The sequence below is a fragment of the Haliscomenobacter sp. genome, from assembly GCF_033763495.1.
Classification (GTDB): domain Bacteria; phylum Bacteroidota; class Bacteroidia; order Chitinophagales; family Saprospiraceae; genus Haliscomenobacter.
In genome coordinates this window covers 42231-66859 of sequence record NZ_JANRKL010000233.1, presented here as the reverse complement: position 1 = coordinate 66859, position 24629 = coordinate 42231, and the positions used below count along the sequence as shown (strand labels likewise).

Annotated in this window: 19 protein-coding genes; 9 read left to right on the top strand and 10 right to left on the bottom strand. The window is 47.3% G+C overall.

Annotated elements, in window-relative coordinates; genetic code table 11:
• Positions 1–45: 45 nt before the first annotated feature.
• Complete coding sequence (locus SFV55_RS27770; RefSeq protein WP_320032854.1) at positions 46–384, top strand: XisI protein; 339 nt, start codon at positions 46–48, stop codon at positions 382–384.
• Positions 385–537: 153 nt separating this feature from the next.
• Here SFV55_RS27770 and SFV55_RS27765 read toward each other — a convergent pair whose 3' ends face one another.
• Positions 538–6150 (bottom strand): MG2 domain-containing protein, encoded by a 5613-nt coding sequence (locus SFV55_RS27765; RefSeq protein ID WP_320032853.1) that lies wholly within the window; start codon positions 6148–6150, stop codon positions 538–540.
• A gap of 213 nt (positions 6151–6363) precedes the next feature.
• Between SFV55_RS27765 and SFV55_RS27760 the strand changes: the two genes are divergently transcribed.
• The 4 genes from SFV55_RS27760 (at position 6364) to SFV55_RS27745 (ending at position 11031) form a co-directional block, all read left to right on the top strand.
• A complete protein-coding gene (locus SFV55_RS27760) occupies positions 6364–6999 on the top strand; it encodes an LON peptidase substrate-binding domain-containing protein (RefSeq protein WP_320032852.1) in 636 nt (211 codons plus the stop codon).
• A gap of 121 nt (positions 7000–7120) precedes the next feature.
• Positions 7121–9232, top strand: coding sequence for a pitrilysin family protein (locus SFV55_RS27755; protein ID WP_320032851.1), 2112 nt, complete (start codon positions 7121–7123; stop codon positions 9230–9232).
• On the top strand, positions 9181–10065 hold the full coding sequence (locus SFV55_RS27750; protein WP_320032850.1) for a hypothetical protein: 885 nt from the start codon (positions 9181–9183) through the stop codon (positions 10063–10065). The genes SFV55_RS27755 and SFV55_RS27750 overlap by 52 nt, the downstream gene beginning before the upstream one ends.
• A gap of 237 nt (positions 10066–10302) precedes the next feature.
• Positions 10303–11031 carry a DUF1080 domain-containing protein gene (locus SFV55_RS27745; RefSeq protein ID WP_413776749.1) on the top strand — a complete coding sequence of 243 codons (729 nt, stop codon included), beginning with the start codon at positions 10303–10305 and terminating at the stop codon, positions 11029–11031.
• A 76-nt stretch (positions 11032–11107) separates the two neighbouring features.
• Here SFV55_RS27745 and SFV55_RS27740 read toward each other — a convergent pair whose 3' ends face one another.
• Complete coding sequence (locus SFV55_RS27740) at positions 11108–11911, bottom strand: c-type cytochrome (RefSeq protein ID WP_320032848.1); 804 nt, start codon at positions 11909–11911, stop codon at positions 11108–11110.
• Positions 11912–11955: 44 nt separating this feature from the next.
• Entirely contained in the window at positions 11956–12681 is a 726-nt protein-coding gene (locus tag SFV55_RS27735) for a hypothetical protein (protein WP_320032847.1), read from the bottom strand.
• A gap of 155 nt (positions 12682–12836) precedes the next feature.
• Between SFV55_RS27735 and SFV55_RS27730 the strand changes: the two genes are divergently transcribed.
• Both SFV55_RS27730 and SFV55_RS27725 read left to right on the top strand, forming a co-directional pair.
• Complete coding sequence (locus SFV55_RS27730; protein ID WP_320032846.1) at positions 12837–13727, top strand: 3-hydroxybutyryl-CoA dehydrogenase; 891 nt, start codon at positions 12837–12839, stop codon at positions 13725–13727.
• 2 nt (positions 13728–13729) lie between these two features.
• On the top strand, positions 13730–14527 hold the full coding sequence (locus tag SFV55_RS27725) for an SDR family oxidoreductase (RefSeq protein WP_320032845.1): 798 nt from the start codon (positions 13730–13732) through the stop codon (positions 14525–14527).
• Positions 14528–14672: 145 nt separating this feature from the next.
• Here the strand turns inward: SFV55_RS27725 and truB are convergent, their stop codons facing one another.
• The 4 genes from truB to SFV55_RS27705 all read right to left on the bottom strand — a co-directional run bounded on the left by truB (position 14673) and on the right by SFV55_RS27705 (position 18158).
• Positions 14673–15401 (bottom strand): tRNA pseudouridine(55) synthase TruB, encoded by a 729-nt coding sequence (gene truB / locus SFV55_RS27720; protein ID WP_320032844.1) that lies wholly within the window; start codon positions 15399–15401, stop codon positions 14673–14675.
• Positions 15402–15425: 24 nt separating this feature from the next.
• Positions 15426–16229, bottom strand: coding sequence for an undecaprenyl-diphosphate phosphatase (locus SFV55_RS27715; protein WP_320032843.1), 804 nt, complete (start codon positions 16227–16229; stop codon positions 15426–15428).
• Between the two features lie 8 nt (positions 16230–16237).
• Positions 16238–16609 (bottom strand): DUF3098 domain-containing protein, encoded by a 372-nt coding sequence (locus SFV55_RS27710; RefSeq protein ID WP_320032842.1) that lies wholly within the window; start codon positions 16607–16609, stop codon positions 16238–16240.
• A gap of 193 nt (positions 16610–16802) precedes the next feature.
• Positions 16803–18158 carry a PhoPQ-activated pathogenicity-related family protein gene (locus SFV55_RS27705; protein ID WP_320032841.1) on the bottom strand — a complete coding sequence of 452 codons (1356 nt, stop codon included), beginning with the start codon at positions 18156–18158 and terminating at the stop codon, positions 16803–16805.
• Positions 18159–18245: 87 nt separating this feature from the next.
• Here SFV55_RS27705 and SFV55_RS27700 point away from each other — a divergent pair, with 87 nt between their 5' ends.
• Both SFV55_RS27700 and SFV55_RS27695 read left to right on the top strand, forming a co-directional pair.
• Positions 18246–19427, top strand: coding sequence for a sialidase family protein (locus tag SFV55_RS27700; protein ID WP_320032840.1), 1182 nt, complete (start codon positions 18246–18248; stop codon positions 19425–19427).
• 37 nt (positions 19428–19464) lie between these two features.
• Positions 19465–21672, top strand: coding sequence for a hypothetical protein (locus SFV55_RS27695; protein WP_320032839.1), 2208 nt, complete (start codon positions 19465–19467; stop codon positions 21670–21672).
• A gap of 15 nt (positions 21673–21687) precedes the next feature.
• Here the strand turns inward: SFV55_RS27695 and SFV55_RS27690 are convergent, their stop codons facing one another.
• The 3 genes from SFV55_RS27690 to SFV55_RS27680 all read right to left on the bottom strand — a co-directional run bounded on the left by SFV55_RS27690 (position 21688) and on the right by SFV55_RS27680 (position 24583).
• Positions 21688–22521 carry a DMT family transporter gene (locus SFV55_RS27690; protein ID WP_320032838.1) on the bottom strand — a complete coding sequence of 278 codons (834 nt, stop codon included), beginning with the start codon at positions 22519–22521 and terminating at the stop codon, positions 21688–21690.
• A 40-nt stretch (positions 22522–22561) separates the two neighbouring features.
• On the bottom strand, positions 22562–23917 hold the full coding sequence (locus SFV55_RS27685; RefSeq protein WP_320032837.1) for a D-arabinono-1,4-lactone oxidase: 1356 nt from the start codon (positions 23915–23917) through the stop codon (positions 22562–22564).
• Between the two features lie 102 nt (positions 23918–24019).
• Positions 24020–24583, bottom strand: coding sequence for a GNAT family N-acetyltransferase (locus SFV55_RS27680; protein ID WP_320032836.1), 564 nt, complete (start codon positions 24581–24583; stop codon positions 24020–24022).
• Between the last annotated feature and the right edge of the window lie 46 nt (positions 24584–24629).

Below are 24629 nucleotides of genomic sequence, written 5' to 3'. Positions count from 1 at the left end.
TGTTTGATTATTTGTGAAAATGCTGTATTTTAGAGAAAAAACTGCATGGAATCCGTTCTAAAACTTGAAGAAATTATTCTTTCGCTCTTGGTGCCAATGGATGGCCAAAATCCTGCCAATCCTGGCTTGGAAAAACAACTCATCGCGGATACCAAACGGCATCGTTACCAGGTGATCGTACAAGGCTGGGAGAAGGGTGAGAAATTTGTCAATTCCACTTTGTTGCACCTGGAAATCAAAGATGATAAAATTTGGATTCAACAAAACTGGACGGAATTGCAGATTGCTCAAGAGCTGGTCAAAAGGGGCGTGCCCGCGGAGCAGATTGTGCTCGGTTTTTTGCCAGAGTATATGCGGGAGGATTCGGAGTATGCGGTGGCGTGAGTGCAATACTACATGCGTTTTTATTCACCACCTAAGAAACCTTAGGCACTGAAGAGGCACCACAGTTGTGTATATTTTAGCCAAAAAACAATTGGCAACCAACATCCCAGGACATTGCTTGCCAATTGCTTTTCCCTATTCACTTTTCGCTTCTCACTTACTCACCGTCACCCACATCCCCTTTGTGTTCGCACTAATCGAGTTATCGTACATCGCTGCACAAGACACCGCAGGCAAATAATACCGCCCCGGATATGCTGCATTCAGCCGTACCTTGAAGGACTTATTTTGACTTTGGCCTAGGTCGAAGAAGGTATTCACCCGATCATCGCGAATATCCTGGTAGTCGTAGCCTGAGGAGGAAGTGCTCTCGATATCCGTCATGCGGCTATTGGAAATTTCCCAACCCGAGGGGAAGGTTTGACTCAGGGCCAACTCGTCGTACTGGATTGGGCGAGAGTTGGGGTGATTCACTCGTACCTCGGCGATGAAGTCCTTGCCTTGGGGCAAGTTGGCAGGGTCCAGTACTTTACCTGCCATATCCGTGTAGACCACACTGATTTTCAGGTCATTTGCCTGGGGCGTTTCCTGCCCGGCAGTTGGTTGACCTTTTTGCATCACCCGCACGAAGAGTTTGGCTTTGCTGGTGTTTTTCACCATCAAGGTATTGCTTCCTCCAGTTGGCAGGTTGATTTGCATCACCGCGTTTTTGGAGTTGGCCGAGGTAGAAGTACCTCCGCTGAGCGAATAACTGAAGCTGAATGCCTGTGTCGCCTTGTCATCGCCCAGGTATTTCGATACGGCCATGAGGCTGTAAGCGACCGTTTGGGTAGAGTACCAGCTTTGGCTGCTCAAACCCTTGGAGATGTACTGCACCAGGGCTCCAGCCTTTTTCATGTCCTTGAGCAGCACCAGCGTTTCCAGTATCATCGCGCGGTCGCGCATGCCTGAGCCGTAAGTGTAGCTCAGTTCCGTGTAATCTGGCACCTCAGTGGCCTGATTCAGAACCAATTCCTTGGCAACTTCAGCTTTACCTGCCAATGCATAAGCCGCTGCCAAACGCCAGCGAGCACTCAGGGTCAATTTAGGGTTTTCGCGCAAGCGGTTCATCGAGGCCATATCGGCTTCACCTGCCAGGGCCAGCGTATACAAGCGATAAGCCTGACTCAATTCGTGGCCTTCATTGCTCCAGAATCCGTAAGCTGGGAGTTTGGAATCCCACATCCTGGACACCTTTTTCTGGAATTTCACCCAATCCTTGAGCATGTTTTGCGGTACATCGTAACCTTTGGCCTTGGCCTCTACGAGGAAATGTCCTACGTAGCTGGTCGACCAATGATCGGGCGTACCACTGCCACGCGGCCAGTAAGTAAAGCCACCTTCGTTGGTTTGGAAACCTTTGATGCGTTCGATGGCCGCCTTGATGTTTTCGGCGACTTGTTGTTGGCGCTCCTCATTCAGCTCCATCATGTTGCCTACAAACAACTGCGGGAAGGCCGATGAAGTGGTTTGTTCAATGCAGCCATAAGGGTAGGAGAGGAGGTAACCCAATCGTTCACCCAGGTTGAGTGGTGGAACATTGGATACTTCCAGGATGGCACTACGGGTACCAGCGGTACCAAATACTTCCAAAGGTTGTTCCCAAGACTTGCCTACTTCTACCACTTCGGTGAAAACTTTGGTTTGATATGGGTTCGGATTGCGCACCGCGATTTCAATCTCTTCCGAAGAAGAGGCACCTCCACCTGTAGCGACTATTTTGAACTTGGCAACGCCAATTTTATCCTTCACCTTGATCTTGAAGCCCGTAATCTGGTCCGAATTATTGCGGCTGAAACTCATGCTTTGATCGCCGTCTTCTACTGAAACCAGGCCAGAACTTTCGCTCACTTTCACCTGCACATTGGTGATTTTGGCGTCGGTCACAAACACGTTGACGGGCAACTCAAACTGATCACCCGGCGAAATCACCCGGGGTAGGGTAGTGCGCACCATCAGCGGATTGCGCACGGGTACACTCTTGCCTGCCGAGCCGTAGGCATGGTCTTGAGCGGCTACCACCATCACCCGTACTGCGCCGATGTAGTTGGGTATTTTGATTTGGTGTTTGTTGCTACGGCCTTTGCCCAATTGGAAGGGCCCCTGGCAAACCACCATTGGTTTGAAACGATTGGCAGTATTGTTCAATGCGCTAGGATCGATGGCCCCGTCACCCCCAATGCTGAGGATGCTTTCCAGTTCCCCGGCAAAAGCGCCAAGAACTTTGTCGTAGATGTCCCAGGTTTGTACACCCAGGGCTTCACGTGCGTAGAAAGCGGAATGTGGATCGGGCGTTTTAAAACGCGTCAAACCCAGGAGGCCTTCATCTACAATTGCGAGGCTATATGCCATGGCCTTGCCTGATTTTTCGGCCACCTCAACACTTACGGTGGTTTCAGGCCGGAATTCAGCGGGGCACTCGATGGTTGGAGTCAGGATGGTTTCGGCATCTTCAATCTGAATGGGGGTGACCCCGTACAAACGAATCGGCAAGTCATTTTCCACCTGTCCATGGGGTTGAATCAGCGCTACATTGGCGTATACTGTTGGCGACATGTCTGGGGTGGTTTTGAAGGTGATTTTGTTTTCGCCTTCAACCGATTTAACCCAGAAGGTTTTTAGGATTTTAGTGCCCGTTTCAAGTGATACCAACACCCGGCCATTTTTACCACCCGGAATCGTCAAGGTGACCGATTCTCCCACATTGTATTTTTCCTTATCTGCGCGGAAGCTCAACATGGCTGCGGCTTCGCGGAAACTCTCATCCATTTCGTCCCCTTCGTACCAAGGGGTGCCAATGTACACATAACCGCCGGTGCAATGTCCACTTTCGGCATCACAAATGCGGATCAAATAGCGGCCCCAAGTGTCGGTTTTGAAATTCCAGGAAGCTTCACCCTTGGCATTGGTGGTAACTGCGGCAGTTTTTACCGCACCAACGTGTTCGCCAGAGTTATAGTTTGCTTCATTTTCCTGGTATTGATCCCACCACCAGCGCCATTCTACTTTGTACAAACCAATGGACAAGCGGCGATTGGTCAGGGGCTTGCCATTTTTGTCCACATTAACCAGACCGATGGTGTTGCTTTTGCCCACTTCAAATTGTGGGCTACCGTATTTGTTGCGCGGAATTTCCAAGCCCACGTAACTGTCGTAAGGAGAGTATTTCACCGTCATGTTATCGGTGCTAAAGTCACCACCTTTTTCAAACACGCGGGTTTGGAAAGAAGCACTCAACATACCTGGAGCCAGGTCTTCTTCCAACAATGTGGCGCTGACTTTAGCGTGCCCTGAGCCATCCAAAACGTTGTCAAAAATGACCTTGGGTTCGGTTTTGGTCAGTTTGCGGGCCGGATCGTCAAAGTCGAAGCTAGGGTATTTGGCAAAACGGGTGCTGGACTCGCGCAATTGGACTTCCACCACAGCCTTTAAGCCACTGGCCGCCGACCCAGTCAACCAATCGGCCTGCAATTCGGCACTCATTTTACCATCCGTTGCGTACAGTTCATTTTCGGAACCCGTATTCAGGTCGATGCGGATGCGGTTGGGTTTGACAGTTTCAATTTTGAGGATTTTTTCAAAAACAGCCCCACCCGCCTTTACTTTCACCCGCCAGTTACCTGTAGGGGCATCGGGGTGAGTCGCAAAGTAAAGCGGATAAATGCCCCCCACTGTTTTTGAGGTGGTCCGTTTTTCCTGCAATTGGCCCCGTGCATTGTACAATTCCATGGTGATGGGGTAACTTTCGGGCAGGCGTTTTTCACGGTCCTCGATCATAAAGTTGAGGAAAACGGAATCCCCAGGACGCCAAACCCCTCTTTCTCCATACAAATAACCTTTCAATCCCTTTTGGGTTACCGCGCCATCTACATCAAATTTACTCAAAGAGAGCGATTCGCCATCCTCCAGGCGGACGTAACCGCGTTGCCCGTTGTGGGTGACAATGGCTACAAATGGTTTGCCTTTGTAGCCAACATCAGCAATGCCCTCACCGTTGCTGCTGCCTTTGCCGATGGACTGATTCTGGCGGTCAAAAACCTCCACTTGTGCACCACTGATTGGATCGGTGCTGCGCAAATCACTCACAATGACCATCAACTTACGGTTGCCTCCTTTTTTGGCAATCAAGCCCAGGTTGGAAGAAATGACGTTGCGCTGCACAAAATGATCGGAGTTGTAATATTCGCGGGAACAAGCGTCATCCCGTTTGTCCCAATCGTAGTCTTCAAAATAACCATCATAGCCATAATAATTGTCCATGATGCTTTCCAGGGGCTCGTCTTCATCTTCACCAATGCGGGAGAAAGGATCGGCATCGAGTTCTGCATTACCAGTAGCTGCTTCAGCCATACAGGCAATGGCTGAATATTCTGGGCGGAAACCGATGCGCACCTGATAGATGGCCTGTTCGTCGGCTTTGATCAATTTGCCCAAATCAATGGCGTAGCGCGACCAACGCCCAGCTTTGGCATTGGGGCTAAGGAGGGACAGATTCACTTTTTTCTGCAAAACCACCCGGCCCACTTTGTACAAATCATATTCCCCATCGATGGGGTTATCTTGTAAAAACTGGAGAATATTGTTGTTGTAAATTTTGAAAATTTCGATGTCTACTGCTTTAAGGCCAACGGACTCAAAGGGGAACATCAAACCTTCCGAATTGGGCAGAATTACGCCTTGTCCAACCAGTTTTACCCCTGGCTTGATTTCTTCAAAGGTGACATCCCAAACGGTTGTTTCGGAAAAAGTGCTGCCTTTGGTGTTTTTTACTCCCGTTGCCACTCTCACCCGGTAATTGCCATTGAGGGTTTGATCAGGGTAAACCCGCACGGTGTTGTCCTCAATGATGAAACGCAGGGTACCTTCGTATTCGTCGATGCTGACCAACCCATCCAGGTTTTGAGATTTTTCCAGTGGGTCTGAAAATACGATTCGAATGTATTGCTCCGGCAATTGGATGGCCTCCGCATCCATGACACTAAACTGATTGACCGCAGGGATTTTGTAGGTTTCGGATTTGTCTTCTTTGACCCCAATGGAATTGCCATCGTAAGCCAGTTTAACTTCCGAAGGCTGTTTGCTGCGGTTGACCGACTTTACGGTGAAGTAGTGTACCAGTTGGTCACCGGAATGTTTCCAGTCTACTTTGAGGTCGTTGCCATCCTGATTGGCCTCGAGCATTTTTTCCACTTCAGCAGTCTGGGCTACGTCGGAGGTGTAGACCGCACCTTTCAAGGTTTGTTTGCTGTAATCAGTAGCGCTAGCTGAGCGCATGCCTTCCAGTTCTACCTGGTAGTGCTGCTCACGCGTATGAAATTGAAATGCAAAATTGGCGTTTTCACCTTTGGCATCGTTGATGACTTGTTTGACATTTACCGTTACATCATACGTGGTTCCGGAACTGAGTTCCTGGTTAGGGTCCAGACGAAGGGTGTTGGCATTTTCCCAGGTCAATTTGCCTTTGACGTTGGGTGAAATCGACAAAACGGAAGGTGCCTCTTTGCCAATTTCATCGGCTTGAGCAACATTTTGAGCAAAACGTACCCGGATTGGATCGGTTTTGGAAATCACCCCGGATGTATAAGCATATACAAAAGGGTTTTCGGCGGCAAGCGTACTGACTTCGCGATTTTTTCGACATCCTGTACTCAAAAGGGCAAGGAAAAGAATGACCACACTCGTTCCGTAAACGAGCGGCCGCAGGGCTTTGGTGCTGAGCTTAGACATGGCAAGTTGTTAAAATGGTTTTTATAGGATTAAAATTGCAACTATTGGGCTTAGTTCATGTTTGTACTTTTGCATGTGCAGTAAACAGGCTGATATAGCTTTTGCCGCCATTGCGCTCTCTGAACACTCGATCAATTTAGGTTGATATACGAGGAATTCAAACAAAGGTTACATATATTTTTTTCAATAAGTTAAATCAAAAAAGAAGGCAGTATGGATTTTGTTTTGTTGCCACAATTTCCACTGCAGATTGTCGTATACCCTAACGAAAATCTGAACCTACATATTTTTGAACCCCGCTACCGCCAGCTCATCAAGGAGAGTGAAGAGAACGGGGTGACTTTTGGGATCCCCACATTCCTCAACAACCGGGTAATGCCTTATGGTACCGAGGTTCAATTGTTGAGCATCGAAAAACGCTATGAAGGTGGTGAAATGGACGTCAAAACCAAGGGCTTAGGTGTGTACCGAATGGAACAATTCATCAACCCCATTCCGGGAAAATTGTATGCCGGTGCAACCATCGTACGATTGGAAACGGATCGGGATTTTGATTGGACATTGAATGAAAAAATGCTGGGTTACCTCATCGAATTGTTCGATCTGTTGAACATCGACAAGCCACTGCCAGATGGACCCAGTGATTTTATTACTTTTGACGTAGCCCACCATGCAGGGATGTCCACTGAACAGGAATATGAACTCTTAAGTATGTCCACTGAAAAAGAACGGCAATTGTTTATGATCAATCACCTGGAGCAATTTCTGCCCATGGTGCGCGAAATGCGGAATTTGCAACAAAGGGCCCTTTTGAATGGGCATTTTAAGGATTTGAAGCCGCCGATTTGAGGGATGGAGAACTTCATTTTGTCGAAAATCCCCCTTTTTGCGGGATAGGCTTCCCCTTGCCTGCTTTTGATTTTTGCTTAATTTCATGCCCGAATTTTAGTTTCATTTAACATCACTCGGCATGAAATTGAATAGACTCTTGCTGGTATTGCTGTTGAGCAGTACAATGCTCCAATTGTGGGCAAAACCTCCTAAATTTCAGTGGAAACAGGTTACTTCCAATGGTTACACTTACCGAACCGTGGAAGGAGACCCCATGCAAACCCGTTTCTACACCCTCAAAAATGGGTTGACGGTTATTCTTTCTCCCAACAAAAAGGAGCCGAGGATCCGCACCCTCATTGCTGTACGTGCTGGTAGCAATACCGATCCGGCCACGCACACGGGTTTGGCGCATTACCTGGAACACCTTTTGTTCAAAGGCACTGACAAAATTGGTTCACTCGATTGGGCCAAAGAAAAACCCTTACTGGACCAAATCGACGCCTTGTACGAAAAATACAACAAGACGACCGATCCGGCAAAACGGGAGGAAATTTATAAGGAAATAGACCGCGTTTCCGGCGAAGCGGCCAAGTTTGCCATCGCCAACGAGTACGACAAGACCATGAAAAACATGGGGGGCGTAAACACCAATGCGCATACTTGGATGGAAGAAACGGTCTACGAGGAGGATATCCCTTCCAATGCCGTTGATCGCTATCTGACGCTCCAAGCAGAGCGCTTCCGCAAGCCCATTTTCCGCATTTTTCACACTGAGCTGGAGGCCGTTTATGAGGAAAAAAACCGCACCCTTGATGAAGACACGCGCAAGGTTTTCGCCACCATGATGGCAGGGGTCTTCCCTACGCACAACTACGGCCAACAAAGTACCATCGGGACCATTGAACACCTGAAAAACCCTTCCCTGGTTGAAATCCGCAACTATTACAACAAGTACTACGTGGCCAATAACATGGCGGTGATTTTTGCGGGCGATTTTAACCCTGATGAGGTGGTGAAGAAGATCGACCAAAAGTTTGCCTTTTTACCTAACAAACCTGTCGCTGAATACAAACCAGCCCCAGAAAAACCACTCGTTGGCGAAACGGTAAAAGAAGTTTGGGGACCAACCGCAGAGTCCGTGATGATTGCCTTTCGCATGCCAGGTGAAGTGGACGTGAAATCATCCTTACTACTCACATTGGTTGATGAAATTTTGTCCAATGCCAAGGCCGGTTTGATCGACTTGAACTTGAACAAGGCTCAAAAAATCCAGAATGGTGGGTCAACAACTTATCGGAACAAGGACTACTCTGTACAGTTGTTAAATGGTTCACCGAAACAAGGACAAAGCCTGGATGAGGTGAAAGCTCTGTTGTTGGAACAGTTGGAAAAATTGAAAAAAGGGGAATTTGATGAATGGTTGATCAAAGCGATTGTAGCGAATTACAAACTAAATGCTTTGCGCACTCTGGAAAACAACTACAACCGGGCCGACCAATTGTCAAATAGTTTTATTCGGAGCAGGGGGCAATTGTGGGCTGACGAAGTAGCCAAACTGGATGCTATGGCTGCGGTAAGCAAACAGCAGGTGATTGATTTTGCTAAAAAACACTTCAGCGGCGGCTCCATTGTGGTTTACAAACGTCAGGGACAAGATAAGGACGCACAAAAAGTACCCAAACCCAGCATTACTCCGGTTGCAGTAAACAAGGATGCACAATCACCCTTGTTTAAGGAAATCAACAACATGCCCCTGAACCCGATTGCTCCGGTATGGATGGATTACCAAAAGGACTTTCAACGCGATCAACTCAAAAACGCTGAGTTTTTTTACATCCAGAACAAGGAAGATGAGCAGTACACGCTTACCATGCGTTTTGAGATGGGAACCTGGAACAACAAACTGCTACCAATGGCAGCTCAATACCTGCAATTGGCCAGCACCGACAAGTACACAGCAGATCAGTTCAGCCAGGAACTGTACAAAACCGCTACCTCATACAATCTGAGCCCTGGTCAGGAGTTCACTACCCTTAGCATCAATGGTTTGCAGGAGCATTTGAACGCAGGTTTGGCTTTGGTGGAGGACATGATCCGCAATTGTAAGGCAGATGAAACGGTGTGGGGTAACCTAAAAGCCCGTTTGTTGAAAAGCCGGAAGGATGCCAAAGCGAATAAAATGCGATTCGGACTGCCGTGCGGACTTATGCCCAGTATGGCCCGAAAAACCCCTTCAACAACGTGTTGAGTGAAGCAGAAATCAATGCTTTAACAGCCCAGGATTTGGTGAATTTGTTGAAGGATTTGTTCAACTACCGCCATCAAGTTATTTATTATGGGCCCAAAACCCTGGCTGAAATCAAGCCCATCCTGGAGAAAGCGCATTCACTGCCTGCTGCTTACAAAGCTTATCCAGCCAAGACTAACTTTAGCAAAGTGAATATGGACAAGCCTCAGGTTTTGTTTGCCAATTACGAAATGGTTCAGGCTGAAATTGACTGGGTGCGGAATACCGATGTTTATGACCCCAAATTGGCGCCCACCGTTAGTGTGTTCAACAACTACTTTGGATTTGGTGGATTTACTTGCATTGTGGTGCAAACTTTGCGGGAATCCAAAGCACTGGCCTATGCAACCAGCGCCTATTATGCCCCTCCGGGTAAAAAGGGTGAGCCCTATACCATGCAAGCTTACATCCAAACCCAGGCAGATAAATTCAAGGAGGCTGTTGAAGGCATGAATGAATTGCTGAATGATTTGCCCGAATCGGAAGTATTTCTTACTGCGGCTAAAACAGCCATCAAAAATGGAATTGAAACCGATCGCACCAAGGGTTACGACATCGTAGCCAGCTACCTCAATGCGCAATTGCGCGGGGTGGATTATGATGACCGCAAGTGGACCTACGAGCAAGCTCCTGGGATTGATTACGCAGCACTAAAAACTTTCCATTCAACGAACATCAGCAAAAAGCCATACACCATTTGTGTTTTGGGTTCTGATAAACGTCTGAAAATGGAAGATTTGAAAGCGTTTGGGGAGCTGAAGGTGATGAGTTTGGAGGAATTGTTTGGGTATTGAAGATTGGTTCATTGCTCGACCCACCCGAAAGTTTGAAACTTTCGGGGTGGTCGAGCAATGAACCAATTTAAGATTAACCTAAAATTTTACTCAGTTAGAATTTCCTTTCAATTTAAAACTAACATTAAAAATAATTTCCCAGAAAAAAATCCAATATTTGAGTACATTAAACTGCAAGACATGATCGCAAAATCTCCTCTTAAATGTGCTCACCTCGTTGCCACCTTGCTGTGCAGCATGCTATTTAGCAATGGCATACAAGCACAAGTTGGCGTAGGTGCCAAACCCATCAAAGGCGCCAAAATATACTTTGATGGTTCACGCAAATCCCTTGACAAAAATTGGACCTATTGGAACGGGCCACGCCTTGCGGCCAGTTTGCCAATCAAGTGGGCCATCGTCAAGGATCCCGTAGACAAAGGCAGCGCTATGAACAGCAATGATCCCGCAGCAGCAGGAGGCAAGTATGGTAGTGCGGATGTTGTTACCAAGCAAGCATTCCGGGACTTTCGCCTGCACGTAGAATTTTTTATTTCTGAAAAAGGAGGCAATAGCGGCGTATACCTTCAGAATCGTTACGAAATTCAGGTACTCGATGGAGACTCCACTTCCCATGGTATGGCTGCCATCATCAACGAATCCAAATCACCTTATTATGCCTATAATGGGGTAGGGAAGTGGAATGCCTACGACATCACCTTCCGTGCCGCGCGTTTTGTGGATGGCAAACTCAGTGAAAAAGCCTTGGTTACCGTATATTTCAACGGCAAAAAAGTACACGTCAACCAGCGCATCCAGCAGGTTTGGGGCGGTCCCAATTCAGGGATTGATGGTGGAAATGACGGCGGCAAAGGCATTACCGACATTCCCGGTGGCCTGAAATTGCAAGCCGAAGGCCACAATGTCCTTTACCGAAATATTTGGATCAAGGCATTGGATTTGAAAGAAGCAAACACGGATTTTTAATTAAAGATGAGAGATGAAAGATGCTACCGCAGAAACTTAGACGAATTCATGGTCAAAAATGCTGTGGTAGCATCTTTCATCTCTCATCTTTCATCTCTACCAAATACCCATAAATCTCTTCAAACTCCCCTCTGGAAAGTCCAACTGCAGGCATCTTGGCACTATAGCGATAGGATTGTGGGTTGCGCATGAAATTAAACATGTCCTCCTTTTTCCAGTACTCCGTGATGCTTTTGGGGTAGTTGAATTCCGGCCCCATCACACCCCCAATTTTATTGACGGAGTGGCACTTCATGCAGTGGACCTGGAAAAGTTGGAAACCTTTTTGGGCAGCAGGATTGTGCAAAGGAAAGGCATCGGCAAAGTCGTGAAAAAAGGAAGCAATCCGGATTTCAACCAAGCCATAAGGCCATGCAAAACCAGCATCGCCTTCGGAGGCATCCTGCCAAACCAGGTAAAAAGGCCGAAACTTGTTGACCAGCGAGTCGGCCCAGTCATTACCCAATTTTGCCTGATCAAGGTCTTGTACGACCAGGTAGGCATTATGGCTAAGCACTTTGCTCAAATTCATATTGGGTGCATACCCATCCGAACAGGTAAAGGTCACCCTCAGGTTGGAGGTATCTTTGACTTTGGCTAGTAGTGGTTTTAGGATTGGCGCCAATGGGTAGGCTTTATAGCGTTTTTTTTGCTTAAAAAATTCATCATGCTCAATGATGATGAGGGTGTCTTTGGGGAATTGCCCGGCAGCAAACAAGTCTTCCAAATCTACCTCGATCGCTTTAAAATCAGCGTTGACAAGGATTTGGTCAGACTTGTCTGGTGCAGAGCAAGCATACAAAAAGCTGCCCAAGAGCAGTAAAAAAAATAAATTGCGCATGGATTCGGGTTTTAAAAGCCTGCACAATTTAAAAAAGATCAGCTTTATTCGGACTCCAATTTTTTCCAGTTGATGCGCTTCCAGAACCATTTAAAGTTCCATTCCGACATGTTTTCACCTGCTACCATGACCACAATGCGGTTGTCGAGCACCATGTGCATGAAGTTCTGTTGGCGTTCATCATCATAACCTTCCACATATTTGATGCCATTCCATTCTCCGGTTTTTTGGTGCATGTCGGAATCTTCCAGATCGAATTCGCCTTCAAAAAAATCACTGAAGCCACCAGCTATACTTCCTATGGCTCCACCCAACACAACGATGGTAACCTTTTGTTTGCCTTTGACGTATTGGGCTTCAGCATTGGACACCAGGCCCAAGGCATTTTGAAAATTGTACTCGCTGCGTTTGAACCAACCGATGTGTTCAGGGAAAAGACTTTTTAAAACCTTGGTGTTTAGTTTTGAACCAGAGCCTTGAATTTTTAAATCAAACCCCTCAACCTTGTCCTCAAGGTTAAGTCCGTTGATTTCAGATTCCCCGTCTTTTGTTGAAATGTTGAGGTGAAAACCATCCTTGTCTTTACCCGACTTTTTGTCTCCTTTACTGGAAGCATCAATTTTTACATCACCATCTTTACTGGAAATATTCAGGCTAAAACCTTCTTCTTCAGATTCTCGGGCCGCTTTTTCCTCCGCGGCGTTGTTGTAGCAGGAGAACAAGGGCAGGCCAATCAAAAGGGCGAAATAAACATTTCTTCTTAGTTTCATTAAGGTAAAGGTTTAATGAGTGATTTTAAAACACTGCCCAAAACTACCCGCGCCTGCCAAGCCATGCTTGAAAATTCGACTAAGCCAGGCAAAATCTATGTCAAGGTTGCATATTGAAGCGACTTCTGCTACCTTCGCTGTCTGAATTTACTCGTATGAAAAACATTAGTGTAATCGGAGCGGGAACCATGGGCAATGGTATCGCGCACGTTTTTGCCCAATACCACCACCAGGTTACTTTAGTTGACGTTTCAGCCGCAGCGCTGGAAAAAGCCCTGGCCACCATCAACAACAATCTGGATAGGATGGTAAAAAAAGAAAGCATTCAGCCAGCCGATAAGGAACGCACCCTGGCCAACATCCTTACTGCAACCAATTTGGAAGAAGGGGTTAAACATGCAAATCTTGTCGTAGAAGCTGCTACTGAAAATGTGGCCCTGAAACTCAAGATTTTCCAAGACTTGGATGCCTTTGCTCCCTCCACAGCCATTTTGGCGACAAATACCTCTTCGATTTCAATCACCCAAATTGCCGCAGTGACCCAAAGGGCCCGCCAGGTGATTGGTATGCACTTTATGAATCCTGTTCCAGTGATGAAATTGGTAGAGGTCATCCGTGGTTTTGACACCAGCGATGATACGACCCGCATCATCATGGAACTTTCACAAACCTTGGGCAAAATCCCGGTAGAAGTCAATGATTATCCTGGTTTTGTAGCCAATCGCATCTTGATGCCGATGATCAATGAGGCCATTTACACCCTGTACGAAGGAGTGGCCGGAGTTACAGAAATCGATACGGTTATGAAACTGGGCATGGCACATCCGATGGGGCCCCTGCAGCTCGCTGATTTTATCGGACTGGATGTATGTTTGTCCATTCTACGGGTGTTACAGGACGGTTTTGGCCAACCCAAATACGCTCCTTGCCCACTTTTGGTCAATATGGTCACTGCTGGGAAGTTGGGCGCAAAAAGTGGGGAAGGTTTTTATCAATACAGCACTGGCTCAAAAGAACTGATCCCTGCTCCTAAATTTGCTCGCTAAGCATGAAAAAAATCGCACTGGTAACTGGCGCCTCCTCTGGATTGGGCGAGGCATTGGCCACTTTATTGGCTCAAAAAGGGTATATTGTTTATGGCACCAGCCGAAAAACGGGGGCGGAAACTCGCTTCCGTTTACTTACCATGGATGTGCAAAGTGAAGAGAGTGTACATGCTGCCGTTCAACAAATCATCGCGGAACAAGGCCAAATCGATGTGTTGATCAACAATGCTGGAATTGGCATCGCCGGCCCATTGGAAGTGATGAGTGTAGACAGTATTCAGCAAGCTTTTGATACCAATGTTTTTGGCTTGATTCGAGTCACCCAGGCTGTACTCCCACACATGCGACAAGCCCAAGCGGGTAAAATCATCAACATCAGTTCCATCGCATCCGAAGTAGCCCTGCCTTATCGAGCGGTGTACAGTGCGACCAAAGCAGCTGTAGACCGCATTACCGAGGCCCTGCGCTTGGAAGTTGGTCCTTTTGGCATCCAAGCCTGTGCCATTCAATGCGGGGACATTCAAACTTCAATCACCGCTCACCGAATCATGGAATATGCAGCTAACAACCCCGCTTACAACAGTGTTTTTGCTAAAGTGGCCCAGAATATGAATGACGGGGTAAGCAAAGGTTCTACCGCCGAGTACATGGCTGCTGAAATCATTCGGATTTTGGAGAAGGAAAAGCTGGCGAAATTGTACCCTGTGGGGAAGTCGTATCAGAAGTTATCCCTGAAATTAAAGCGATTGTTGCCAGGTGGTATGTTTGAAAAAATCATTAAGGGCTATACTCAGTCCTGAGCGGCTTCGCCGCATTTTAAATGAACCATCTAAGACATCTAAGACCATCTAAGGGGCGTTGCTCCTCTAAGATGGTCTTAGATGTCTTAGATGGTTCATTTAAAAATGTCTAATTGGTGAAAAATAGGCTTTATGGATGAAAATTTTAGGCCTGGATTTTTCCATCCATCCATTCCACCCATTCACTAACAGATTTGGCCTTATCCACCTCAAATTCTCCAATCTTGGTGCGGCGCAGCGCACTCAAATATGCACCACTTTTTACCGCTTTACCCAAGTCATAAGCCAAAGACCGAATGTAAGTACCCTTGCTGCAATGCACCTCAAAGTCTACTTCAGGTAGTTCTACACGGGTAAAATTGATGTCGTAAATGTGCACTTTGCGGGCTTCCACTTTGATGCTTTCGCCCTTTCTTGCCATTTTATACAGCGGTTGCCCATCTACTTTTATGGCTGAAAACATTGGCGGAACTTGTTCTATTTCGCCAAGAAACTTTTCCTTGGCTTGTTCCAATAACTCAGGGGTGATGTGCTCAAAAGGGAAAGTAGCGTCTATTTCTGTCTCCGCATCATAGGAGGCAGTAGTGCCCCCAAAAGTAACCGTACCCGTATACACTTTGGAGCGATCCTGGTATTCGTTGATGCGTTTGGTGTCTTTCCCCGTGCAAACGATCAGCAGGCCTGTGGCCATGGGATCAAGGGTGCCTGCATGCCCAACTTTGATGTTTTTTAGTTGAAACAAGCTGCGGATTTTTCCGCGCAATTTATTCACTACGTCAAAGGAAGTCCATCCCTGTGGTTTGTCCACGAGTAATACAGCGCCTTCGGTGAAATATTGACTATTCAGTGGCCGCTCTCCGGCATTCGGGTCCATATGGCCGATTTTGTTAGACAAATGTTATCCTTTGCTCAGGATATAGGCTGCTGCGATGATTGCCACAGCAAAGCAATATACTGCAAAATAGACCAATTTGCTTTGTTGAACCACTTTTAACACGAGTCGACAAGCGAATAACCCAGTGAAAAAGGCCGCCAAAAAGCCAACAATTAAAGTAGTTCCATTTTCAAGTGGACCACTATATTGGCCATCGAGGATATCCTTGGCCAACTTGCCAAGGATCAAGGGAATGACCATTAAAAAGGAAAACTTAGCGGCTACGTTCCGATCAATACCAAAAAGCACCGAGGTGGAAATGGTTGACCCTGAACGAGAAAGCCCAGGTGCGATGGCCAAGGCTTGGGCAATACCAATGAGGAATGCGTTCAAATATGAAATAGGTTTGTTGGTGTCTTTGGCAAAATAATGGGCCAAAAGCAGCATCAGACCAGAAACTGCTAGCATCGCAGCAACCAATAATATTCGGCCGCTAAACAGACTCTCAATTTCTTTTTCAAAAAACAAACCCGCAAATACTGCAGGAATCATGGAAACGACAACTTTGGCTGAGAATTCGGTCTGTGCATTCCATTTGAATTGGAACAAACCGCCAAAGATGTCTTTGATGTCTTTGCGGAAAACAACGATAATGGATAGAGTAGTGGCGACATGTAGAGCAATAGTCATGAACAGGCTGTCTTCACCCATACTTTTGTCGCCCAAGATATACTTGGCCAATTCCAAATGCCCATCACTGCTCACAGGCAAGAACTCGGTTATTCCCTGAACGATGCCAAGGATAAGCCCACGGATAATCTCGGTCATGAATGCGTTTATTTGCGGAAAATGGCTACAATTCCCAGTACAACTCCCCCCAGCATAAAGATCGGCGCAATGACCATGCGGCGGGAACCATAAATGATGTTTTCATCCCAGGTGTTGGGGTCTGGCATTGAGCCACCCGACATCAGAATGATGCCAAGCGCCATGGCCAATCCGGCTGCTCCCAGGAGAATATAGTTATTGCGATTGAAAATCAGGTCCTTTTTGACCCGAGGTGCCCGGGTAGAACTGCTTGCGCTGCTGCGCACACGCTCCGTGCTACCAGTGCTCGGGCGTGCAGTTGGCTGAGTGCGAGGGGTAGGATTCTCTTTTTCCTGACGGCCTGGACCAGCAGGCTTTCGATTAGGTTTTTTAGTACTCATTCCTAATTTTTGATTTGAAGTGGCAAAATTACACTAAATGATGAGTTGTGGGGAGAAAAAGTTGTTTAAATAGAGATGAGAGATGAATGATTAGAGATGAGAGATGAAAGATGAAAGAGGCTACCGCAGAGACTTAGACAAGGTCATGGCCAAAAACGCTGCGGTAGCCTATTTCATCTTTCATCTTTCATCTTTATAATACTCCGGCTGCATCACACACATACACCCGTGTGCTCGTGGTAAACGTTCCGCCATTCGGGTCTTTGTATTTCAAATCCAGGTAAAAAGCCTGATACCCTTTTTTCGGATAGGGCAGGGAAACTTTGATGGTATTGCTGCCACTAAGCTTGATGTTTTTACTCAGCCAGAGGTTGTTGCGGAAATCCCGATCAGAAGAAGTGGTCGCCCACAGTGTGCTTTCCACCAGGTCCTGAGTCGGCGCATTCACCGTGAGTTCAACACCTTCCAGCACCTCATTGACCGTCCAGGTGCAATGCGGATACGCCTTATTCGTGATCGTAAGGCCAAAAAAAGCGCTCAGGGCTTCAAACGCTTGTTTGCCCCCACCCAGGTTGTGGCCAACATTGGGCACGTAATGAATCATGTTTTTGCCTGGAATCTGGTCGTAATAGTGTTTGATGGCATCCACCGTCCAGTATTCATCATTGGTGCCAATAAAGATCATCTTGGGTACGGTGAGTTTGCTGCGGTAAGAATAAGGATCGATCATGGCGGTGATGGCTTTGCCATCTTCAGTATCGGTATTTTGGGGAATGCCCAATTTGACATAGTCTTCAATTTGCACGCTGTATTCACCATAAGTTTTAAATTGATAGTCCAGTGTAGCCGGCATATTGAGCATGTCGATCACCATGGGTGCGATGGCTTTTACCCTTTGGTCGTCGATGGCTGCGCTGAGCCAGGTGGTCCAGCCGCGTTTGGAAGCTCCGGTGACTACAAAGTTATTGATAGTGTGCTTGATTTTTTGTTTGCTGAATTCCTGTACCGCATCCATTGCCTTTACCGCCGATTTTACCATTGGAAACAACAAGGGCCAGGTATAATCTTTGTCCCCTTTAAATTGATGCAAAGTGTGCGAAATGAGCTCATCTTCGGTCATGGTGCCGTACAAAGGTTGATTGGGTACCTGTTTGATCAAAGCGACGATGCCTTTGTTCTTTTCAGCGACACCCGCCAAAGGGGCCCAGAGCTGATCGGCACTACTCCAATTAGGTTGCTCAGCTTTGTTGGAACCACCCGTGATGAAAAGCAAAGCGCCATCATATTGGGTAGTGCTGGGAACAAAGACCGTGAGCTGGTGCCGCCAGATGTATTCCCGCCATTCTTGGGAAGTGAGGAGCAAATGGTAGGCTTTTACCGTGCCCAGTGTAGTAGAGTCTTTTAGAACCCATTGATAGGACTTATCCTTTGTATCAATGTAGCTTTTTAAGGCAGTTTGTGGACTTACCTTGTTTTGAGCACAAGCCAGGGAGCTGATTAGGAAACCCAGCAGCAGGAACAGGCTGATTTTTTTTAGGTAGAACTTCATGTGGACTGAAAATTTTATCCAATATTAATGATTAATTTGTGATCAAGTGCCATGTAGCCTATTATTTTAAACCCATTTATCGACCGCATGTTGAAAAGAAACACTTGTCTGGCCATTGCCTGGCTTGGTTTGACTTTCGCTTTTGGCCAAACACCAGGTTTTGAAAAATCCATGCTGATTTTTCCCCTGCAAGACAAACATGTCCATGGCAGCAGCCTCGTGCATTTGCCCAACGACGATCTGCTGGTAGTCTGGTTTTACGGCAGTGGAGAACGCACTGCGGATGATGTCAAGCTCATGGGCGCACGCCTGGAAAAAGGAAAAACCGTCTGGAGTGCCCCCTTTTTAATGGCTGACACCCCCAATTTACCCGATTGTAACCCAGTTTTGTTTTTGAATCAAGACAATGCCCTTTTTTTGGTCTGGATTGCTGTACAAGCCAACAAATGGGAGCAATCGATTTTGCGGGTTCGAACCTCTACTGATTACCTCAAAAGTGGCCCACCCATTTGGGGCTGGCAGGACAACATCTTGCTCAAGCCTGACGCCCGCTTTGCCGAAGAGATGGCCAAGCAGTTCAAAGTTTTACCCGAAAACACTGCGGGCTGGGCGGAATACGCACCTACTTATGACAAAATGATCATCGCCGCCAGTCAGGACCCCGTCAAGCGCTGCATGGGTTGGATGACGCGGATCAAGCCACTGATCATTGGTTCTCGAATCATCTTACCTCTGTATTCGGATGGATTTAATCTTTCGTTGATGGCGATTTCTGATGACCAAGGTCAGACCTGGCGACCCAGTTTACCCTTGGTTGGGCGAGGCCCCATTCAACCCACTCTTGTACAAAAGAAGGATAGAAAATTGCTTGCCTACTTGCGTGATAGCGGGGACGCGCCTCCACGCGTGCAAGTGAGCGAGTCTAGCGACAGGGGCGAAAGTTGGTCGCCCGCTACCAAAACTGAGATTCCCAATACCGCTAGCGTTGAGTTATTGGTATTGCAGGATGGGAAATGGGCTTTTGTGGGCAATGACCTGGAAGATGGCCGCTACCGCCTGAGTTTGTTCCTTTCGGATGATGAGGGAAAAACCTGGAAATGGAAAACTGCACTGGAAAATGTGGCCAAGGGGGAGGGAAGTTTTTCGTATCCTTGTTTGATTCAAACTGCGGATGGTCTGTTGCATCTTACGTATTCTTATCATTTAAAAAGTGATCAAAAAGCCATCAAATATGTGGTGGTGGATCCAGCGAAACTGAGCCGAAATTGAGATTTTAGAGCGACAAGCAAAAAAACTTTAAACGAACATGAAATTCACATTCACCTGGGGGCTATTTTTGTGCAGTTTTAGCCTTTTATTTGCCCAATCCAAACAACCCTATCACCTCGACCAAGCCTTCATCCAAGACTTTAGCGTCAAATATTACGTACCCGATCAGAGTGATCTCCAAGATGGAAAGGCTTTCTCCGACCGCAATGGTGTCATTAAAATTCATTCCTCGGGAGGCTTGATCCAGCTCTATAATGGCCGCTTTTTGTATCCGGGCACCCTGGAACCTGATCGCACTTATCGAACCCTGGCGCATAAAAAAATTGCTGCAATGGCACTGTGCCAAAACCAGTTCGTTTTCCTCGACGACCAAAATGTGCTGAGCAATGCTTGGGCAGGTACCTTATTGTCCAAACACAACTTGCCCAAAGCCAAACTATTGGAAGCTGGCGTGGATTTTGCCTTCCTGATTTCGGATGGCCATCTGTTGCACTACGTTCAGAACTCTCAAACCCTTTGGCAAGGCCAATTGCCGGATGACGAAGTGCTGAGCCTGCGTTGGCAAAAAAGCACTCAACTATTTTGGATTTTGGGCAAAAAAGGGTTGTATCACTTTACTCCAAGTTCCTCGAATCTGCAAAAAATCTGCACTGGTGTTGGCTTTACCGCTTTTGATTTTAGCCCCGATCGACAAAAAATCATCATTGGCAGCAACGATGGCTACCAAAGCTTTGACCTCAAAACCCAAACCCTCAGCCCCAAACAACAACACGTCCCAGTTCCTAATATCAAAGTCGTACAAACCATTGCCGACAAGATATGGTTTGGCAGCAACAACGGCGCTTTTGCCCTGCGCAAAGACGGCAAGTTTGACTATTACCAAGGCGAACGCTGGCTGCCTGGCAATGAAGTGCTGCACATCTCCGAAGGGCCGGAGCGTTCCGTTTTAATTTTGACCCAAAAAGGCCTGGCACAAATCCAGTTCCAGCACATGACTTTAAAGGAAAAGGCGGCTTTTTTTGATACCCAAGTGCGTACGCGCCACATCCGCAACGGGTTTAATGCCTCTTTGAGTGGGATGAAAAAAGGCAATTTGGCGACAGGTTACCTCGCTGATTCGGACAACGACGGCTTGTGGACTTCGATGTACTTAGGTGCAGAGGTTTTTCGCTACAAAGTCACCAAAGACCCCGAGGCCTTGCAAAATTGCCGGGAATCTCTGGATGCCATGGAACGTTTATATACAATCAATCCTGTTCCCGGCTTTCCGGCCCGTTCCTTTGAACGCCGAGGCTATATCCCTCAACTTGCTGACCCTGAGCGATGGCAACCATCACCTGATGCCGAATGGGACTGGAAATCAACTACCAGCAGCGATGAGGCCATTGGGCATATTTTTGCCTACGGAGCCATGGCGGAACTGATTGAAGACCCAACCTTGAAAAAAAGGGCGATCGTATTGATTGACACCCTGATGTCGCATATTCTCAAAAACGACCTCTACTTGATTGATTTCGACGGAAAACCCACAACCTGGGGGCGTTGGAACCCTAGCTACGTCAATGCTTTACCCACCAACGTTGGCGACCGCAAGTTGAATGCTTCGAACATCATTGCCATGTTGCAAACGGCTTATTTTTTTACCCAAAAAACCAAGTATCGGGATAAAGCCTTCGAATTGCTCAATAAACAGGGCTATTTTGAAAACCTGATGCGGCCCATGAGCCAAATTGGATACGCACCCGAGGATGCCGATGATTTGAGCAAAACCCTCTCCGATTCCTGGAATCACTCGGATGATGAGATGTATTTTCTAGGCTATTGGGGCCTCTACCGCTATGCCCTGAACGATACCCTCAAAAGGCATTACCGCAAGGCCATTCTGGACCACTGGCAAACAGAAAGACCCGAGAAGGAAGGGCTCTGGAACCTATTTACCGCCCTGACGGGCACAACTAATTTTGATTTAAAGGAAGCGATTTGGTACTTGCAGGAGCATCCCCTGGATTTGATCAGCTGGGAAATTGCCAACAGCCACCGCCAGGACATTGAAAAAATGGCCCCCAATTTTCGCAGTCAAACGATTAAGGAAGTGCTACCTCCCGATGAACGCCCAATTCAACGACACAATGCCAACATGTTCAACCTGGATCGGAAAAGTGGGAATGGGAATTATGAACACAGTGCCGGGGATATCTGGTTGTTGCCGTATTGGTTGGGGCGTTATTTGGGGGTGATCAAATAATAGGTAATATGCCTACTAGCGCTTTAAAACCACCAGTCCAATTCCCCCTAATATCGCCACTGAAGCCAAAACCAACCTCAAACTGAGCGGCTCACCCAAAAAAACAACCCCACCCAAGGCAGCAATTACCGGTACACTGAGTTGCAATGTCGCCGCATTGCTCGTCTTTAAAGAAGGCAAAACAGTATACCAAAATATGTACCCCATGCCTGAGGTAATAGCCCCTGATACCAAAGCATAAGCAACTCCAGCCGGGTCGATTTCCATTTGTTTGAACAGCAAAAGACTCAACCCAATCGCCAGCGGAGCAGCCCGTAAAAAGTTACCTGCCGAAACTTTGGTCGGATCACCGGCTCCCCGGCCCCGCAGCGAATACACCCCCCAAGTAGCTCCGGCCACACACATCAAAAACGCTGAACCGAGTGGGGGAGCGGCCAGTCCGGGCAAAACCAATCCGATTAAACCTATCAGCGCCAGGATTAAGCCGAGCCATTGTAAGGCTTTCAGCTTCTCGCCTTTCCACAAACCATAACCAATCATCGTTGCTTGTACTGCCCCAAACAGAATCAATGCTCCAGTTCCAGCGCTTAGCTTTACATAAGCAAAGGAAAAGGCAGCTGCATAGGCAAATAGTGCCAGGGCAGATACCCAGTTTCCACGGCCTTCTTGCTTCCGTTTGCGCAGGTTGGCCACCAGCCAGAGCACCGTGGCCCCCGAAATGAGCCGGATTGCAGTAAAACTGGCCGGATCAATATCGGTTTGTTTCAACGCAATGCGGCATAGTAGGGAGTTGCCCGCAAATGCCAGGAGGGAGAGGATGGTAAGCAGGATAATTCGGGCGATTGGCATAAAAGTGTTTTTCTTTAGACACAGATTTTTTAAAGAACCATCAGCTTCCATAAATATTCAAATCCAGATAAGCGTTGCGGAACTTCCCTTCTGGATCATATTGCTTCACCAGCTTCATAAAATCCCCATACTTTGGGTACCGTTCGTGCAATACTTTCGGAGCCATGGTGAACAACTTTCCCCAGTGTGGCCGAGCCCCGAATGGGGCAAGCTCTGCTTCAATAATTGGCAAAAGTTGCAGCACCTCAGGGGTGTTTTGCTTCAAGGTGAAGTGAATCGCCACACAATCCCGCTGGTAAGCAGGGCTCATCCAAAAATCATCTGCGGCTATACTGCGGATTTCACTGATCATCAATTGGGGATAAATCAAATTCCCCTTTTTTTCCAGGGCCATGATTGCTTCCACTGCATTTTCGCGTGGCACAAAGTATTCCGACTGCAATTCTTTGCCACTGCTGGGCGTGAAACCCATTTTGAAGTGGGGCAAACGTTCGTACCAGGGCCCGGGAACCCCCATTTGATCGGTACAGTTTTCAGCAGACAGGCTGGTGATGGGGTGCAAGTTTTTGGTTGCCGCTTTAGCCCCGTAAAAGTCAGCAACCAGGTCCTTGGTTTTGGCATCCACTTTGCGTTTTACCCAAATCTGACTGATCAGCTTATTTTGCCAATCGGTGAACAAACTCACGCTGTAACCACTGGCCATGATGGCCTCAAAGTTGTCTTGGAGTGATTGCAGCGGTAAGTCCTGGAACAAATCCTGGCGCACTTGAAAAGTATCCTGCAAATCCAAGGTAACCTTGGTCACAATCCCCAACGCTCCCAAACCGACCACTGCGCCGGCGAATTCCGTTGGATTGTTCTTTCGGCTCAGGTTGATCAATTCGCCAGTAGGCGTAACCATCTCCAGTGCTGATACTGCGGTGGCTAGGTTCCCATTTGTAACTCCCGATCCGTGGGTAGCGGTAGCGCAGGCTCCAGCTACCGAAATATGCGGCAGGGAGGCCAGGTTGTGCAAGGCGTAGCCTTTTTGATCCAGTTCCTCGGCGAATTGGCCATAGCGTGCACCTGCTTCTACGGTCACCGTTTTGGCCTTTTCATCGATGGTGATGACTTGATTGAGATTGGCGGTGGAAATCTGGTTCAGCGGACTGTCGGCAATGTCGTTGAAGCAATGGCAGGAGCCCAGGGCTTTTTGCTGATCCAGTTTTTTGACCAGGGCTTGCACTTCTTCAACTGTTTTGGGTTGGTGGAGCTTTTCGGCTTGATAGGTGTAATTTCCGGCCCAGTTTGTGCGCATCGTTTTGGCTTTTGTTTTAGGCGTGCAAGAACTTAGTGGCGACAACAAAGTTCCTGCCACTGCAATGGAGGAAGTTTTAAGGAAAGTTTTTCGTTTCATGGTCAATAGTGGTTGAAAAAGGTGTATGGACTGATTTTCTTTACGATTATAAGGAAAATTGTTGAGAACCGATTTTTTCAACCGAGAATAATCCAAACCAAACTAAACCACTTTTCCCCATTCCCAAACCACTACTACCCATTCTGTCCCCTCAGGATCGGTATAGGTATGGATTTCCTCAAACCCAATTCTTTTGTGGGCATTGAGGGAACGAGGGTTGTTGCGTGCGATTTCAGTGATGGCAAAATCGTATTTGGAACCAAAAAACTCCTTGTACGCAGCATAACATTGATCCAAAATGCCCTGACCACGGTATTCTTTGCCGATACACACTTGGCCGACCACGAGATAGTGATACGCTGAGATTTTTTTACCAAAATAATCAATGTCATCAAATGCCTCAAACATGGGGATGAGGATAGGGAGGTCATGCTTGGACGCTGCGGTCATCGCCAGGAGGTAACCAATGACCTGTTCACCGTCTTTGGCAATGAGGTGTTGCTCGATGTCGTTGAGCTGGGCAAGCTGCTCATAAGTGTGGTGAACGGTTACAAAGCCCTGACTTTGAATTTCTTCTTGGGTCAAGCCTTGAGGGAGGTTGGCTTTTTGGAGTTGGAGGATTCCTTCCAGCTCGGTGTTTGTTTTTGAAGTGGTATAGGTGATCATAATACGGGTATGTTGGGGCTGCCCTATGTGGCTGCCCATTGTCCAA

Bases quoted from the DNA above. Each gene is read 5' to 3' on its own strand.
- SFV55_RS27770 (WP_320032854.1), top strand. From the start codon at position 46: ATGGAATCCGTTCTAAAACTTGAAGAAATTATTCTTTCGCTCTTGGTG.
- SFV55_RS27765 (WP_320032853.1), bottom strand. From the start codon at position 6,150: ATGTCTAAGCTCAGCACCAAAGCCCTGCGGCCGCTCGTTTACGGAACG.
- SFV55_RS27760 (WP_320032852.1), top strand. From the start codon at position 6,364: ATGGATTTTGTTTTGTTGCCACAATTTCCACTGCAGATTGTCGTATAC.
- SFV55_RS27755 (WP_320032851.1), top strand. From the start codon at position 7,121: ATGAAATTGAATAGACTCTTGCTGGTATTGCTGTTGAGCAGTACAATG.
- SFV55_RS27745 (WP_413776749.1), top strand. From the start codon at position 10,303: ATGCTATTTAGCAATGGCATACAAGCACAAGTTGGCGTAGGTGCCAAA.
- SFV55_RS27740 (WP_320032848.1), bottom strand. From the start codon at position 11,911: ATGCGCAATTTATTTTTTTTACTGCTCTTGGGCAGCTTTTTGTATGCT.
- SFV55_RS27735 (WP_320032847.1), bottom strand. From the start codon at position 12,681: ATGAAACTAAGAAGAAATGTTTATTTCGCCCTTTTGATTGGCCTGCCC.
- SFV55_RS27730 (WP_320032846.1), top strand. From the start codon at position 12,837: ATGAAAAACATTAGTGTAATCGGAGCGGGAACCATGGGCAATGGTATC.
- SFV55_RS27725 (WP_320032845.1), top strand. From the start codon at position 13,730: ATGAAAAAAATCGCACTGGTAACTGGCGCCTCCTCTGGATTGGGCGAG.
- truB (WP_320032844.1), bottom strand. From the start codon at position 15,401: ATGGACCCGAATGCCGGAGAGCGGCCACTGAATAGTCAATATTTCACC.
- SFV55_RS27715 (WP_320032843.1), bottom strand. From the start codon at position 16,229: ATGACCGAGATTATCCGTGGGCTTATCCTTGGCATCGTTCAGGGAATA.
- SFV55_RS27710 (WP_320032842.1), bottom strand. From the start codon at position 16,609: ATGAGTACTAAAAAACCTAATCGAAAGCCTGCTGGTCCAGGCCGTCAG.
- SFV55_RS27705 (WP_320032841.1), bottom strand. From the start codon at position 18,158: ATGAAGTTCTACCTAAAAAAAATCAGCCTGTTCCTGCTGCTGGGTTTC.
- SFV55_RS27700 (WP_320032840.1), top strand. From the start codon at position 18,246: ATGTTGAAAAGAAACACTTGTCTGGCCATTGCCTGGCTTGGTTTGACT.
- SFV55_RS27695 (WP_320032839.1), top strand. From the start codon at position 19,465: ATGAAATTCACATTCACCTGGGGGCTATTTTTGTGCAGTTTTAGCCTT.
- SFV55_RS27690 (WP_320032838.1), bottom strand. From the start codon at position 22,521: ATGCCAATCGCCCGAATTATCCTGCTTACCATCCTCTCCCTCCTGGCA.
- SFV55_RS27685 (WP_320032837.1), bottom strand. From the start codon at position 23,917: ATGAAACGAAAAACTTTCCTTAAAACTTCCTCCATTGCAGTGGCAGGA.
- SFV55_RS27680 (WP_320032836.1), bottom strand. From the start codon at position 24,583: ATGATCACCTATACCACTTCAAAAACAAACACCGAGCTGGAAGGAATC.